At 71.8% G+C, this 14930-nt stretch carries 14 protein-coding genes; 3 read left to right on the forward strand and 11 right to left on the reverse strand.

The features are described 5' to 3' along the window. Positions 1–40: 40 nt before the first annotated feature. The 8 genes from OG912_RS14595 to OG912_RS14630 all read right to left on the reverse strand — a co-directional run bounded on the left by OG912_RS14595 (position 41) and on the right by OG912_RS14630 (position 7917). Positions 41–445, reverse strand: a complete 405-nt coding sequence (locus OG912_RS14595; RefSeq protein ID WP_327709705.1) for a PPOX class F420-dependent oxidoreductase — start codon at positions 443–445, stop codon at positions 41–43. Then, complete coding sequence (locus OG912_RS14600; protein WP_327709706.1) at positions 442–1707, reverse strand: MFS transporter; 1266 nt, start codon at positions 1705–1707, stop codon at positions 442–444. Before OG912_RS14600 ends, OG912_RS14595 begins: the two co-directional genes overlap by 4 nt. Then, complete coding sequence (locus OG912_RS14605) at positions 1704–3428, reverse strand: ABC transporter permease subunit (protein ID WP_327709707.1); 1725 nt, start codon at positions 3426–3428, stop codon at positions 1704–1706. The genes OG912_RS14600 and OG912_RS14605 overlap by 4 nt, the downstream gene beginning before the upstream one ends. Then, the gene (locus OG912_RS14610) at positions 3425–4945 is read right to left on the reverse strand and encodes an ABC transporter substrate-binding protein (protein WP_327709708.1); all 1521 of its coding nucleotides are present in this window, start codon (positions 4943–4945) and stop codon (positions 3425–3427) included. Before OG912_RS14610 ends, OG912_RS14605 begins: the two co-directional genes overlap by 4 nt. A 27-nt stretch (positions 4946–4972) precedes the next feature. After that, entirely contained in the window at positions 4973–5566 is a 594-nt protein-coding gene (locus OG912_RS14615) for a GNAT family N-acetyltransferase (RefSeq protein WP_327709709.1), read from the reverse strand. 125 nt (positions 5567–5691) lie between these two features. Then, positions 5692–6204, reverse strand: coding sequence for a 2-C-methyl-D-erythritol 2,4-cyclodiphosphate synthase (gene ispF, locus OG912_RS14620; protein WP_327709710.1), 513 nt, complete (start codon positions 6202–6204; stop codon positions 5692–5694). Continuing rightward, complete coding sequence (ispD, locus tag OG912_RS14625; RefSeq protein WP_327709711.1) at positions 6194–6940, reverse strand: 2-C-methyl-D-erythritol 4-phosphate cytidylyltransferase; 747 nt, start codon at positions 6938–6940, stop codon at positions 6194–6196. Before ispD ends, ispF begins: the two co-directional genes overlap by 11 nt. Positions 6941–7434: 494 nt before the next feature. Further along, positions 7435–7917 (reverse strand): CarD family transcriptional regulator, encoded by a 483-nt coding sequence (locus OG912_RS14630; RefSeq protein WP_006380568.1) that lies wholly within the window; start codon positions 7915–7917, stop codon positions 7435–7437. Positions 7918–8539: 622 nt separating this feature from the next. Between OG912_RS14630 and OG912_RS14635 the strand changes: the two genes are divergently transcribed. Then, a complete protein-coding gene (locus OG912_RS14635) occupies positions 8540–9220 on the forward strand; it encodes a DUF461 domain-containing protein (RefSeq protein ID WP_327709712.1) in 681 nt (226 codons plus the stop codon). A 109-nt stretch (positions 9221–9329) separates the two neighbouring features. Here the strand turns inward: OG912_RS14635 and OG912_RS14640 are convergent, their stop codons facing one another. Together OG912_RS14640 and OG912_RS14645 are read right to left on the reverse strand one after the other, a co-directional pair. Continuing rightward, positions 9330–10010: a response regulator transcription factor gene (locus OG912_RS14640; protein ID WP_327709713.1), complete on the reverse strand. Its 681-nt coding sequence runs from the start codon at positions 10008–10010 to the stop codon at positions 9330–9332. Continuing rightward, positions 10007–11281 carry a sensor histidine kinase gene (locus tag OG912_RS14645; RefSeq protein WP_326737735.1) on the reverse strand — a complete coding sequence of 425 codons (1275 nt, stop codon included), beginning with the start codon at positions 11279–11281 and terminating at the stop codon, positions 10007–10009. The genes OG912_RS14640 and OG912_RS14645 overlap by 4 nt, the downstream gene beginning before the upstream one ends. 197 nt (positions 11282–11478) lie before the next feature. Here OG912_RS14645 and phoU point away from each other — a divergent pair, with 197 nt between their 5' ends. Further along, positions 11479–12156: a phosphate signaling complex protein PhoU gene (gene phoU / locus OG912_RS14650; protein WP_326737734.1), complete on the forward strand. Its 678-nt coding sequence runs from the start codon at positions 11479–11481 to the stop codon at positions 12154–12156. A 447-nt stretch (positions 12157–12603) separates the two neighbouring features. Here the strand turns inward: phoU and OG912_RS14655 are convergent, their stop codons facing one another. Further along, entirely contained in the window at positions 12604–13917 is a 1314-nt protein-coding gene (locus tag OG912_RS14655) for an MDR family MFS transporter (RefSeq protein WP_327709714.1), read from the reverse strand. Positions 13918–14124: 207 nt separating this feature from the next. Here OG912_RS14655 and OG912_RS14660 point away from each other — a divergent pair, with 207 nt between their 5' ends. After that, a complete protein-coding gene (locus OG912_RS14660) occupies positions 14125–14886 on the forward strand; it encodes a phosphoglyceromutase (RefSeq protein WP_326737732.1) in 762 nt (253 codons plus the stop codon). The last annotated feature ends 44 nt before the right edge of the window (positions 14887–14930 follow it).

Here is a 14930-nt window from a genome sequence, read left to right on the forward strand (position 1 = left end):
CGGGCGGGCCGGAGCCGTAACGGGTGATCGTCCGGGGCGTTCAGACGCCTCCGACGACCTTCCGGGGCGTGATCCGGACGACGACACGGGGGTCGTCGTCGGCGGATGCGGGGTTGAAGTCGGCGTACTTCTTGCCGGTGTACTTCTGTGACAGCTCGTCGATGAGTTCCTGTCCGCCTTCGGTGGTGAGGCTGGCGGTGCCGCGGATCTCGGCGTAGGTGTACGGGGCGTCGAAGGGCTGGACGACGACGGAGACGCGGGGGTCGCGGGCGAGGTTCTGTTCCTTGCGGCGGCCGGTGGTGGTGGAGATGAGGACGTCGTCGCCGTCCCGCTTCACCCAGACCGGGGACACCTGGGGGCTGCCGTCGGGCTGGACGGTGGCCACGGTGACAAAGACCGGGGTGTCGAGCAGTGCCTTGAGTTCGGGGGAGAGTGCGGCGGTCATGGCGTACGTCCTCCTGAGCGGGTCGGTGATGCCTTCAGGCCTACCCCAACCTCTCGCCCTCCGCCCCGCTTCCCGTCGACGCCCCTCGGAAGGGTCAGTGCCAGGGCGGCGCCCGTGAGGGGAATGGCGGCGAGGACGGCCCAGCGGGCGGGTGCGGGGGCGTCGAGGAGGGCGCCGGTGGCGGCGCTGCCTCCGAGGACGGCGAGGCCGGAGACGGAGGAGAGCGCTCCGGTGGCCAGGCCCAGGTGCCGGTCGTCGACGAGGTCGGGTACGAGGCCGCGGGCGGCGGGCACGAGGAGCATCTGGCCGAGGGTGAGGAGGACGACGAGGGCGGCCGGGGGCAGCAGTCCGGCGGGGCCGGCCGGGGTCAGGGGTACGGCGGCGAATCCGGCGGCGACGGTGGCGAGGCCGGCGACGAGGGCGGTGCGCGGGGCGAGCCGTTGGGCGGACCAGTGGGTCAGGGGCAGCTGGGCGAGGACGACGAGGAGGGAGGAGAGGGCGAAGAACCAGCCGAGGGCGGCCTGCGATCCGGTGGTGCGCTGCACCTCGGCGGGCAGCGAGAGGTAGAGCTGGTTGTACGCGACGAGGTAGCTGCTGTACGCGAGGCAGAGCAGCAGGAACGGGCGGCGGGCGAAGACGTGGCGCAGCGCGCCGCGGTGTGCGGCCGTCCGGGTGACGGGGGCGCGGTGCGGCATGTGCCGGGCGTGTCCGGCGAGGACGGCGACGAAGACGAGGACGCCGGCGAGGCAGGCGGCCCGGAAGCCGGCGTCGAGCAGGACCAGGAGGGAGCCGAGGAGGGGGCCGAGGAAGGCGCCGGCCTGTCCGGCGGCGGAGAACCGGGCGAGTACGTGGGCGCGAGGGGTGCCGGTGCGCTGTTCGTGCCGGACGGCTTCGCGGGCGGTTTCGGATTCGACGGCGGGTGAGAAGAGTGCGGCGGCGAATCCGGTGAGCAGGACGGCGCCGATGACGGTGGCGGTGGAGTCGGCGAAGGCCAGCCAGCCGAAGCCCGCGATGCGCAGGGCGCAGCCGGTGAGGACGACGGGGCGGGGGCCGTAGCGGTCGGTGAGGGCGCCGCCGATGACGAAGAGGCCCTGCTGGCTGAAGGTGCGGAGGCCGAGGACGAGGCCGATGAGCCAGCCGGCCATGCCGAGGCCGGTTCCGAGGTGGGTGGCGAGGTAGGGCAGGACGGCGTAGAAGCCGGTGTTGAACGCGAACTGGGTGGTGGTGAGGAGGCGGAGGTAGGGGGTGGTGGTGGAGCTCATGCGGGGCGTTTCCGGGTTCCACGGCCTCGTACCGCTGCTGCGGTGAGGGCGGCCAGGGCGCCGAGGACGGCGAGTGCGGCGGCGGGGGCGAGGACGGACCAGGGGGCGCGTTCGGCGTAGGGGAGGTTTTCGGAGAGCATGCGCCCCCATTCGGGTGAGGGGGGTGCGGTGCCGAGGCCGAGGAAGCCGAGGGAGGCGAGGGCCAGGGCGATGGCGGGGATGCGCAGGACGGCGTGGCGGGCGACGGGGGGCAGGACGCCGGGCAGGAGGTGGCGGCGCAGCAGGTGGAGTCGTCCGGCGCCGAGTGCGCGGGCGGCGGTGAGGTGGGGGGCGGCGCGTTCCTGGGCGTACAGGGCGGCGGTGTGGGCGGCGAGGGGTGCCCAGGCGACGGCGGTGACGGCGGCTGCGGCGCTCCAGGGGCCGGGGCCCGCGATGCCGGCGACGACGAGTCCGGTGAGGATCGCGGGCAGGGCGTTGGCGGTCTCGGTGAGGGCTCCGGCGCGTACGGCTCCGAGGGCGAGGCCGATGAGCAGGGTGGCGGCGGAGACGGCGACGGCGGTCAGGACGGTGCGGGCGGCGCCGTGGCCGAGGCGGGCGAGGACGTCGCGGCCGAGGGAGTCCGTGCCGAGGGGGTGGGCGGCGGAGGGGCCGGCGAGGCGGGCGGCGGCGTCGATGTGGAGCGGGTCGCGCAGGAGTCCGGCGAGGGTGACGGCGGCGAAGAGTGCGGCGAGGAGGAGTGCGCCGGTGATCAGGGACCGGCGTGCGCGGGCGGCGGGCGGGACGAGTGCGGGCAGGGCGCCGGCGGTCAGGGCGGGGCCGAGCAGGGCGCGGGAGGTGAGGCGGGCGGCCAGTCCGGCGGCCGTGCCGAGGAGCAGGAGGAGCAGGACGCAGGCCTGGAGGACGGGGAGGTCCTGGGCGAGGGCGGCGGACAGTGCGGTGGAGCCGAGCCCGGGAATGGCGTAGAGGGTTTCGACGGCGACGGCTCCGCCGGTGAGGCCGACGACGACCATGCCGAGCTGGGGCAGCAGTCCGGGCAGGGTGCGACGCAGGGCGTGGCGGGCGGTGCGGTGTCCGGGCAGGCCGGCCGCGGTGGCGGCGCGGGCCCAGGGTTCGGCGAACGCGGCGGGCAGTGCGTCGTCCAGGAGCCGGCCGAGGAGGGCGCCGGCGGGGATGCCCATGGCGAGGGCGGGCAGCACGGTCTGTGCGGGGGTGCCCCAGCCGAGTGCGGGGAGCCAGTCCAGCCGGACGGCGACGACTGCGGCGAGGACGGCGGCGATGAGGAATTCGGGGAGTGCGGCGAGGACGGCGGCGCCGGTGCCCGCTCCGGCGGTGACGATGCGGTGCTGCGTTCCGCGGCGCAGGGTGCGGGCGGCGAGGGCGGCGGCCGTCAGGAGGGCGACGGCGAGGGAGACGCCCATGAGGGTCAGGGAGACCCCGAGGGCGGATATCGCGTCGGGGGCGACGGGCTGTCCGGAGACCCAGGAGGTGCCGAGGTCGCCGTGGAGGAGTCCGGCCAGCCAGTTGCCGAGGACGTGGAGGGGCCCGCCGTCGAGGCCGGTCTCGGCGCGGATGGCGTCGAGGGTCTCGGCGGTGGGCGGCCGGTCGGCGTACCGGGCGTGCAGGATCGTCAGGGCGGGGTCGGTGCGGGTGAGCCGGGGCAGCAGTCCGATGACGGCGACGACCGCGAGGAGTGCGGTGAGCCGGCCGGCGAGGCGCTTCACCCGACGTGGGTGTCTGCGGTGATGAGGGTGCGTTCCATGGGGTCGAGGGAGACGCCCCGAACGCGGCTGTCGTCGTAGCCCTGGACGAAGCGTTCGTGGAGCAGCGGTACGAGGGCGTCGGTGCCGAGGACGTCGGCCTCGGCTGCCGCGGCGGCGGTGTGGCGGGCGTCGGTGCCAGCGGTGCCCGCGGCCTTGTTCACGTCGGTGTCGACGCGCTTGTCGCAGAGCTGGGAGATGTTGAAGCTGCCGTCGCAGGTGAAGTCGGAGGCGAGGTAGGAGACCGGGTCGGCGGTGTCCAGGAGGGTGTTGCGGGCCTGGATGAAGGCGTCGTACTTCCCGGCGAGGGCGTCGGCCTCCAGCTGGGCGTAGTCGCGGACGACCTGCTTGACGGTGAAGCCGCGCTTGCTGAGCTGCTGCTGGACGACGGTGGCGACCTCGGGGAGTTCGGGCCGGTTGGTGTAGGTGGCGAGGACGATCTCCTTCGTCTTCGCGACCTGCGCCTTGTCCGCGGCCTTCGCCCGGTCGACGGGGGCGGTGCGGGCGTCGGCGGCCCAGGGGATGCCGGGGCCGAGGAGGCCCTGCGCGGTGTCGGCGCGGCCCTCGTAGACGGCCTTGACGAGGGCCTTGGAGTCGATGGCCTCGCGGGCGGCGGCGCGCATTGCGGGGTCGGCGAAGACGCCGTGCTCGGTGTTGAGGGAGAGGCCGTTGGTGCGGGCGGAGGGGAACTCGTGGACGAGCCCGTCGCCGAGGAGGGAGGCCTGGGAGATGGGTACGTACTCGGCGACGTCGACGGCTTCGGTGCGCAGGGCGTTGGCGCGGGCGGTGCCGTCGGCGACGAAGGTGACGTCGACGCCGGGGGCCTTGGCCTTGCCGCCCCAGTAGGCGTCGTTGCGTTCCAGGGTGGCGCTGACGGCGCCCTTGACGGCGGCGAGGGTGAAGGGGCCGGTGGCGTGTCCGGCCGGGTTCACCTTGCCGTCGGCGTAGGCGGCGGCGGACAGGATCGTGAGCGAGGGGTTGGCGAGGCGCTGGGGCAGCAGCGGGTCGGCCTCGTCGGTGACGATCCGTACGGTTCCGGCGCCCGGGGCGCTCGCGGTGAGGCCGGTGTCGGACAGGACGCGGGGCTTCGGCGATGCCTTCTCTGCGGCGTTCAGCGACCGTACGACGGCGGCCGCGTCGACCTTCGTGCCGTCCTGGAAGGTCGCCTTGCGCAGGGTGAAGGTCCATTCCTTCGCGCTGTCGCGCTTCCAGGAGGCGGCGAGTGCGGGCTTGGCCGCGCCGTCGCGGTCGAGGGTGGTGAGGCCCTCGATGACCGCGAGGCGGCTGAGGGTGACGGCGTCGTCGCCGTAGAGGGACATCGCCTGGGCGGGCGGGAAGGCCATGACGACCCGGAGGCGTTGCCCGCCGTCCGCGGCGTCGTCGGACGCGGCGCCTGAGCAGGCGGTGGCGAGCGGGACGAGGAGGGCGGTCGCGGACAGGGTCAGCGGCAGCACGGAGCGACGGCGTCGGGGCGTGGGCATGGCAATAACCTTATATGAAAATGATTGTCATGTGGAACGGAGGGGCTGCGGCGCTTTCGGGGGCAGCGGCAGTTCGAAGTGGACGATGCCCTGGCCGCCGCCCGGCAGCGCGCGCTCGTCGCACACCTCGCGCGCCAGCGACCGCCAGAACGGTTCGGCGCCCGGCACCGCGGGGTCGGTGTGCAGATAGACCGCTTCGTAGCCGCCGGCCCGCGTCACGAAGTCGCAGAGCTCGCGCACCATCCGGCGAGCGAGCCCGTGCCTGCGGTGCTCGGGGGTGACGTAGATGCGGCAGAGCTGGGCGGTGGTGCCGGACGGGAAGCGGTCCGCGACCCACTGCGGATTGGGCGGCGCCTGGGGGCCCCGGTCCCGCACGGCGCCCGTCGCGACGATCTCGCCGTCCCGCTCGGCCACCAGCAGGGTGCAGCGCGCGGGCCGCAGATAGGCGGCCTCGGGGTCGATGATGTCGGCGTGCCAGCGCGGCACGTAACCGGAGCGCAGGTCGCGGTAGACGGTGTCGAGCATGACGGCGCGCGCGCCGCCGATGTCCGCGGGCCCGGCGGTGCGCAGGAGGTACCCGTCGGCATCGGCCCGTACCGGAGCGATCGTCGTCGTGCTCATCCCGGAGCTTCACCGTCCCTTGCGCGCCACGTCATTGCCGTACCAGCGTACGTGCAAGCGATGTGCAACAAGGTCGCGGGCTCCGGGGACCACCAGGTCAGGCCCCCGGAGCGGCGTCGGGCGACTCAGCCGGTGCGGTAGACCAAGGCCGTCGCAATGCCGGCGATGCCCTCGCCCCGGCCGGTGAAGCCGAGCCCGTCGGAGGTGGCGGCGGAGAGCGAGACGGGTGCGCCCACGGCCGCGGAGAGGACCTTCTGCGCCTCGTCGCGCCGCTTGCCGATCTTCGGTCGTACGCCGACGACCTGGACGGCCACGTTGCCGATCTCGAAGCCCTCGGACCGGACGATCCTGGCCGCCTCGGTCAGCAGCGTGACGCCCGCGGCGCCGGACCACTCGGGGCGTCCGGTGCCGAAGTGCTGCCCGAGGTCGCCGAGACCGGCGGCCGAGAAGAGCGCGTTGCACGCGGCGTGGGCCACGACGTCGGCGTCGGAGTGGCCGGCCAGGCCGGGGCCCTCGCCCTCCCAGAGCAGGCCCGCGCACCACAGCTCGCGGCCCTCCTCGAAGGCGTGGATGTCGGTGCCGATCCCGACGAGCGGGATCACGGGTGCGCTGCGCCCGTCGGATACCTCAGAAGCCATCGTTCGCCCTCCTGCGTGCGAGAACCGCCTCGGCCAGGACCAGGTCCAGCGGCCGGGTCACCTTGAACGCCTCTTCGTGCCCGGGTACGACCACGACGGGCGCCCCGAGCTGCTCGACCATGCCCGCGTCGTCGGTCGCGCCCTCGCCACTGACGGCGACCTCCTCATGGGCGCGCACCAGGGTGTCGCGGTCGAAGCCCTGCGGGGTCTGCACCGCGCGCAGCCGGGCCCGCACCGGAGTGGAGAGAACCGGTTCGGGCTCCCCCGGCGCACCCGGCTCGACCTCCTTGACGGTGTCGGCGAGCGGCAGCGCGGGGACGACGGCGGGCGCCCCGTCCCGTACGGCCTCGATCACCGCGTCCACCGTGTCGACGGGCACGAGCGGGCGGGCCGCGTCGTGGACGAGGACGGCGCGGACATCGGCGGGCAGCGCGTCGAGTCCGAGCTTCACCGACTGCTGCCGGGTCCCGCCGCCGGGCACGACGACGAATTCGGTGCGCTCGGGCAGGGCGTGCTCGTCGAGCAGGTTCCGCACCTCGGGCGCGCCGTCCGGCGGTGCGACGACCACGACCAGGGACACATGGCGGGAGGCCGCCATCGCCCGTACGGCGTGGATGAGCATGGGCGTCCCGCCCAGCGCGCGGAGCGCCTTGGGGGCGCCAGGGCCGAGCCGTACGCCGCGGCCGGCCGCTGGAATCACGGCGGCGGTGCGGTAAGGACGCGATTGATCAGACATCGGTTGCACTCCGAAGCATCGGCATGTTTGTCTCCCCGGCCGACGTGGGTATGGCCAGAATCGAGCCGGGCGCTACGCCATGACTCGACCGGGACCCTTTCCGTGACCCCGGGCGAGACAGGTACCACCCCGGCCGCTCGGGATCGGCCTTCACACGTCGACTTCACAAGATCGCGAGCAAAGTACCGGGGGATCGTCGATGAGGCCAACGCATCGACGCATCGGGGAGAACATCCGGGTCCGGCGGGCCGCACCGCCCACAGGCGTCCGCAGACCGGGCCCCCTGTCCGGATTTCGCCGCCCGGATTCCGCGTACCGACGCACCTCGGTCGGGCACGCACCAGGGGGACGTGTCACACCGGACGTGTCACTACCGGACGCGCCGCAGTCACGACGTAGGGCAGCCGGACATGCCGCAGCGCCCGACGACACACCGTTCAAACGGCTGGTCAGCGGGCACCGCGGCACATTATTTAGGACCGGTGCGATCCGGTTCAGGACGCGAGGACCTCGTCGAGGAGAGCCTCGGCCTTGTCCTCGTTCGTGTTCTCCGCGAGGGCGAGCTCGCTCACCAGGATCTGGCGCGCCTTGGCGAGCATGCGCTTCTCACCTGCGGAGAGTCCGCGCTCGCGCTCACGACGCCACAGGTCACGAACTACTTCCGCGACCTTGATGACATCACCGGATGCGAGCTTCTCGAGATTTGCCTTGTAGCGTCGGGACCAGTTCGTCGGCTCCTCGGCATACGGTGCGCGCAGCACCTCGAAGACCCGGTCCAGCCCTTCCTGCCCGACCACGTCGCGCACACCCACGAACTCCGCATTGTCCGCTGGTACACGCACCGTCAAGTCGCCCTGAGCGACCTTGAGCACCAAGTAGGTCTTGTCCACGCCTTTGATCTGGCGAGTTTCGATAGCCTCGATCAGCGCGGCCCCGTGATGGGGATAGACCACGGTGTCGCCAACCTTGAACGTCATGTGACAGGTACCCCTTCCGTGGCTATCAAGAGTAACACGAGAACTGCTTCTCCTGAATGGCGTTTTCGCAGGTCAGGGCATATCTCGGGGCTTGACAACTGCAACAGGGACGTGCTGCGGAAGGCTTGCGGAGGACGGTATTCGCAGGTCGGAGCGGCTGCGCGGGCGAGCAGAAACGCGGACGTTACACCTGCCGGAACCCGCTCGGAAGTGACGAGACGTCCCGGTTTGCCGGGTTCCGGATGATGAACATTCCGTACTCCGTTCAGAGATCGATCACTCGTACGGCGGTAAGTACTGGTGGCCAATGAAATTGATCAACGCCGGGCACCGTGAGGATTATGTGCATTGAATGCGCCACGGCCGCTTGAACAGCGGCGCGAAGCACGAGGGGAACGCGGGGCGAACGCGCGGCGGAATTGATCAAGCGTGTTATGTGAACGGGGCACGAATGATCTCGCGTACGACGGTCCGCGATCCCCGGGGCCGTCAGGGGCGGGTCGGGTGCAGGGCGGGGACGGCGGCTCGGTAACCTGGCCGCTGACACACCCTTAGGGCGGCTTTACACCGCGTCGCCCGACCCCTGTCCGTAAGTCCGCTCGTTCAAGGAGTTGCCGCCGCCGTGAGCCGCAGCCTTCGACACGGCGCCCTCGCCGCCACTGCCATCGTGTTCTCGATCGCCGCGCTCTCCGCATGCGGAGCCGGCAAGAACGCGCAGACGCTCGAAGTCAGGCCTGACAACGCCGCCACGTCGTCCGGCGACATCAAGATCCAGAACGTGAACGTCGTCACCCAGCCGGTGCGCGGTGCCAACGGCCCGGCCGTGGTCACCGCCACGCTGTTCAACAACGGCTCCACGGCGGAGACCCTCGACGCCATCACCCTGACGGGCAGCAGCGGCTCCGTGGAGCTGCACGCCGCCAAGGGCACGGGGCCGGTCGTCGTACCGGCCGGCGGCCGGGTCGTCCTCGGCGGCGCGGACAACGCGTCCGCCGTGATCGAGAACGGCAACGAGGCCACGCAGAACGGCAACGTGCAGCCGCTGGTCTTCAAGTTCAGCCGGACCGGTGCCATCTCGCTGGGCGCGTCCGTCGTGCCCTCCGACAGCTACTTCAGGGGCTTCGGCCCCAGCTCGCTGCCGAAGCTGCCGAAGCTCCCCGAGCAGCAGGAGTCGCCCGAGGCGACGCCGACCGGTTCCGCGTCCGAGACCCCGGGCGCGTCCGGCAGCCCCTCCGCCCCGGCCTCGGAGAGCGACACCACCACCCCGAGCGACGCGGCGTCCGACTCGCAGCAGCCGGGCTGACCACACCCCGCACAACGACAGCAGGTGTGGCTGAGGCGCCTCCCGGGTCCGGGAGGCGCCTCAGCCACACCTGCTGTCGTATCGCCCCGGTCCAGGGCGGTGGGCCGGTTTACGGCTCGAACTTGTACCCGAGACCCCGCACCGTCACGAGGAACCGCGGGGCGCCCGGGTCCGGCTCGATCTTGGCGCGCAGACGCTTCACGTGGACGTCGAGCGTCTTGGTGTCGCCCACGTAGTCCGCGCCCCAGACCCGGTCGATCAGCTGCATCCGGGTCAGCACCCGGCCGGCGTTGCGCAGCAGCATCTCCAGCAGGTCGAACTCCTTCAGCGGCAGGTCGACCTTGGCACCGGAGACGGTGACGACGTGACGGTCCACGTCCATCCGCACCGGGCCCGCCTCCAGAGCGGCCGGGCTGACCTCCTCCGGCTCCCCGCGGCGGCGCAGCACCGCACGGATGCGGGCGACGAGCTCGCGCGAGGAGAACGGCTTGGTCACATAGTCGTCGGCCCCTATTTCCAGGCCGACGACCTTGTCGATCTCGCTGTCCTTGGCGGTGACCATGATCACGGGGACGTTGGACTTGCTGCGCAGCTGCCGGCAGACCTCCGTGCCGGGCAGGCCGGGCAGCATCAGGTCGAGGAGCACGAGGTCGGCGCCGTTGCGCTCGAACTCGTCGAGGCCGTCGGGTCCGGTGGCCGCGATGGCCACCTCGAAGCCTTCCTTGCGGAGCATGTAGGACAGGACGTCGCTGAAGGATTCCTCATCCTCGACGACAAGCACTCGGGTCACGGAAGAGCCTCCGGGGCAGGGAATGAATCAAAAGTGTCGGGTGCGGCGTCCGGGCAGGACGCCTCGTCGCCGTTGACGATGAGCGGGCCGCCCGATGTGCGGTCCCGGTCCCGTACGGAGCCCGCTTCGGGCAGCCGCAGGGTGAAGGTGGAGCCCTGGCCCTCCGAGCTCCACACGGTGACCTCCCCGCCGTGCGAGGCGGCCACGTGCTTGACGATGGCGAGGCCGAGGCCGGTGCCACCGGTGGCGCGCGAGCGGGCCGGGTCGACGCGGTAGAAGCGTTCGAAGACCCGTTCCCGGTCCTTCTCCGAGATGCCGAAGCCCTGGTCGGTCACGGCGATCTCGATCTCGTCCCCGCCGGGTACGACCACCCGGCGGACGGCGATGCCGACGCGGGTGCGGGCGGGGCTGTAGTTGACGGCGTTCTCGACGAGGTTGCCGAGTGCGGCGGCGAGCTGGCCGCGGTTGCCCCATATGCGGAGCTCGGCGGTGCCGCCCGCGGCCATGGTGATCTGCTTGGAGCCGGCCTGCTGCCGGCAGCGGTCGATGGCCTCGGCGACGAGCTCGTCGACCCGGACCGGCTCGGCGTCCTCCAGCGGGTCGTCGTTCTGCACCCGGGAGAGGTCGATGAGCTCCTGTACGAGGTTGGTGAGCCGGGTCGCTTCTATCTGCATCCGGCCCGCGAACCGTTCCACCGCCTCCGGGTCGTCGGAGGCGTCCATGACGGCCTCCGAGAGCAGGGACAGCGCACCGGTCGGGGTCTTGAGCTCATGGCTGACGTTGGCGACGAAGTCGCGCCGGACCGCCTCGATGCGGCGGGCCTCCGTGAGGTCCTCGACCAGCAGCAGCACCAGCCGGGAGCCCAGCGGGGCGACCCGGGCGGAGACCGCGAGGGCCTCGCCCCGGCCGGTACCGCGCCGCGGGAGATCCAGCTCGACCTGTCGTATCTCGCCGTCGCGACGGGTGTCCCTGGCCATGTTCAGCATCGGCTCGACGGCGAGGCGCCCTCCCCTGACCAGTCCCAGCGCATACGCGGCGGAGCTGGCCTTGACGACGCTGTCGCTCTCGTCGAGCACGACCGCGGAGGAGCTGAGCACGGACAGGACCGTGTCGACCCCGGGGGGCAGTGGGGCACCGCTGTCGGGCCGCAGGGACGTACGCGTGGGTTTCTTCTGGTCGCGTTCGCTCCAGCGGAACGCCAGCATGGCGATCACACCGGTACACACCCCGGCGATCGCTGCAGCTGCGGCGACCGCCGCGTTCACGTCCATGCCTCCAGGTTATGCGGCCCGACGGACACTCTCCCAGCCGTACGAGTGCCTGTCCGAACACTCGTCGCCCAGAGTTCACCGAGGGGCAAGCGTTGGTTCACTTGGCAGGTCGGAACCCGACGCGTACGCCCGTCACGGTGGCAGCGTGGGGTTCAGAGACGGCCCCGGACTCGGTTCAGGACTGGAGAGGGACATCCATGCGTGACGCGTACCACGAGGAACTCGACTCGATCGGCGAGGGACTGGTCGAGATGGCCCGGCTCGTCGGATCGGCGATCGGCCGGGCGACGACATCCATGCTCGACGCCGATCTCAAGCTCGCGGAGACCGTGATCGCCGCGGACCAGAAGGTCGACGACCTCCAGCACGACCTGGAGGCCAGGGCCATCGCGCTGCTGGCACGCCAGCAGCCGGTGGCGACCGATCTGCGGATCGTGGTCACCTCGCTGCGGATGAGCGCGGACCTGGAGCGCTCGGGCGACCTCGCCCAGCACGTGGCCAAGCTGACCCGGCTGCGCTTCCCGCAGTCGGCGGTCCCGCACGACCTGCACGCCACCATCCTGGAGATGGGGCAGCTCGCCCAGCGCCTGATGGCCAAGGCGGCCGAGGTGATCATCACCAAGGACGTCGATCTGGCGCTCCAGCTGGAGCAGGACGACGACGAGATGGACCTGCTGCACCGCACGCTGTTCCAGCACCTGATGGACGACCGCTGGAAGCACGGCATCGAGACGGCCGTCGACGTGACGCTGCTCGGCCGCTACTACGAGCGGTTCGCGGACCACGCCGTCTCGGTGGCCAAGCGCGTCGTCTACCTGGTGACGGGCGAGCACGCGGACGAGCTCCAGCAGCAGACACCGGTGGACGGCGCGTAGCCCTCCGTACGGGACGCCGGGATACGCACACGTGTTCCTGCGCGTGTGCGCCGTTGATGCGCCCGCCCGGCTGGGCATGCAATGGGGTGGGGCGGCACGACTTGTCCGTACGCCCCGGCCGTGGGCCCCGTGCGGGCATGCGGCCCTGTCGTACACCTTGAGGAGGAACCATGGCCGATTCCCCCACGACCGAACCCCAGCAGGAGACACCCGCCGATGTGGCGCACCGAGGCGTCTTCGGTGCCTGCGGATGTGGATCGGGCTGCGGGTGCGGCTGCCAGTCCGGAGCCCCGTGCCAGTGCGGCGGCTGCTCCGGCTGACGGGCGCGCGCAACGGCAACGGGCGCCCCGCGCGGAACGGTCCGCGCGGGGCGCCCCCGGGCCCCGGCCGGCCCGCCCGCTCCACGACGGGCCCGGGTCAGCCCGCCCGCTCCACGACCGGCTCGGGTCAGCCCGCCCGCTCCACGACCGGCTCGGGGCCCTCCACGACGCGGGCCGGTCCGCTCTCCGCCACGGCGGCGGGGGCCTCTGCCGCACCGTCCTGCGGCAGGCTCCGCATCAGCAGCCAGTACCCGAACGCCGCCGCGGTGCCCAGGACCGCGCAGGTCCCCCACAGCCAGCCGGCCCCGAAGCGGTCGATCACCACACCGGACATCAGCGGGGCGACGAGCGCCGCCGCCGACCAGGACAGGGTGTACATGCCCTGGTAGCGGCCCCGGCCGTGGGCCGGTGCGAGCTGGACGACCAGGCCGTTCTGCACGGGCGCGTTGACGATCTCGGCGATGGTCCAGACGCAGATGGTCAGCGCGTACACCGCGACCGATCCGGCGAAGGCCGTCAGCCCGAAGCCGTACCCGGCGAGCAGCGACGACACGACGAGCAGCCGGCGCGGGTCGCGGCTCTGGATGAACCGGGTGACCGGGATCTGCAGCACCACGATGAGGACGCCGTTGACGGCGACCGCCGTACCGAAGTCGGAGCTGCTGAACCCGTCCGCCCCCATGGCCACCGGCAGCCCCACGTACCCCTGCTGGAAGATCAGGGCGATCACGAACGACAGGCCGACGACACCCATGAACCGCCCGTCGCGCAGCACCGTGCCGAGACGCACGTCGTCGGAGGAGACGGCTGCTGCGGCGTCGTTCGGAACCGCGGACACGGCCTTCTCCGGCCGGGACTCCGGCACCTTCATGAAGACGACGACCGCGCAGACGAGCGTCATCACCGCCTCGCCGACGAAGCCCGCGAGATAGCTGTACTCGGCGATGAACCCGGCCCCGGCGGACGAGACCGCGAACCCCAGGTTGATCGCCCAGTAGTTGAGCGAGAAGGCCCGCACCCGGTCCTTGGCGGGGACGATGTCGGCGATCATCGCCTGGACCGCGGGCCGTGAGGCGTTGCTGGCCATGCCGACGACGAAGGCCACGGCGGCGATCGCCACCGGATGGACCATGAAGCCGAGCACCGCCACCGACACCGCGGTCGAGAGCTGCGCGATCAGCATCGTGGGCCGCCGGCCGAACCGGTCCGTCATCACCCCGGCCCCGAGCGAGGAGACGACCCCGCCGAGCCCGTGCAGCGCGGCGACCAGACCGGCGTACGAGGCGGAGTAGCCCCGGTCCAGCGTCAGGTACAGGGCCATGAAGGTGGCGACGAACGCCCCGAGGCGGTTGACCAGGGTGCTGGTCCACAGCCACCAGAACTCCCTGGGGAGCCCGGAGACCGTTTCACGGGTGGCCCGTCTGAGACCGGCGACAGACATACGGGTTCCCCCCGGGACGTACGGAATCGAATACGGGCGGTAAGAGGTCCGCCAGCGGTCCGAACATTACAAATCCGGGATTCGGCCCTGCCACTCAATTGACGGCAGCCGTCAATCGGAACCGCCCCGCCCTTGGCGCGCCCACCGCCCTGTCCGCCCTGTGACCGGGCGCGCGCGGCCCGTACGGGTTCGATTACGCTCGGACCCATGGCCGACGCACCGTACAAGTTGATCCTCCTCCGCCACGGCGAGAGCGAATGGAACGCGAAGAACCTGTTCACCGGATGGGTGGACGTCAACCTCACCGAGAAGGGCGAGAAGGAGGCGGTCCGCGGCGGTGAGCTGCTCAAGGACGCCGGCCTGCTCCCCGATGTACTGCACACCTCGCTCCAGAAGCGCGCCATCCGCACCGCCCAGCTCGCGCTGGAGTCCGCGGACCGCCACTGGATCCCCGTCCACCGCTCCTGGCGGCTGAACGAGCGCCATTACGGCGCCCTGCAGGGCAAGGACAAGGCGCAGACGCTCGCCGAGTTCGGCGAGGAGCAGTTCATGCTCTGGCGCCGCTCGTACGACACCCCGCCGCCCGCCCTGGAGGACGGTACCGAGTTCTCCCAGAGCGACGACGCGCGCTACGCGACGATCCCGCCGGAGCTGCGCCCGCGCACGGAGTGCCTCAAGGACGTCGTCGACCGCATGCTGCCGTACTGGTACGACGGCATCGTCCCGGACCTGCTCGACGGCAAGACGGTCCTGGTCGCCGCGCACGGCAACAGCCTCCGGGCCCTGGTCAAGCACCTCGACGGTGTCTCGGACGCCGACATCGCGGGCCTGAACATCCCGACGGGCATCCCGCTCGCGTACGAACTGGACGAGAACTTCCGCCCGTTGAAGCCGGGCGGCACCTACCTCGACCCGGACGCGGCGAAGGCGGCCATCGAGGCCGTGAAGAACCAGGGCAAGAAGAAGTAGCCCCAGCGATCAAGCCCCTGACCCGCGCCTACGGTGCGGGTCAG

The organism is Streptomyces sp. NBC_00464 (assembly GCF_036013915.1).
Taxonomy (GTDB): domain Bacteria; phylum Actinomycetota; class Actinomycetes; order Streptomycetales; family Streptomycetaceae; genus Streptomyces.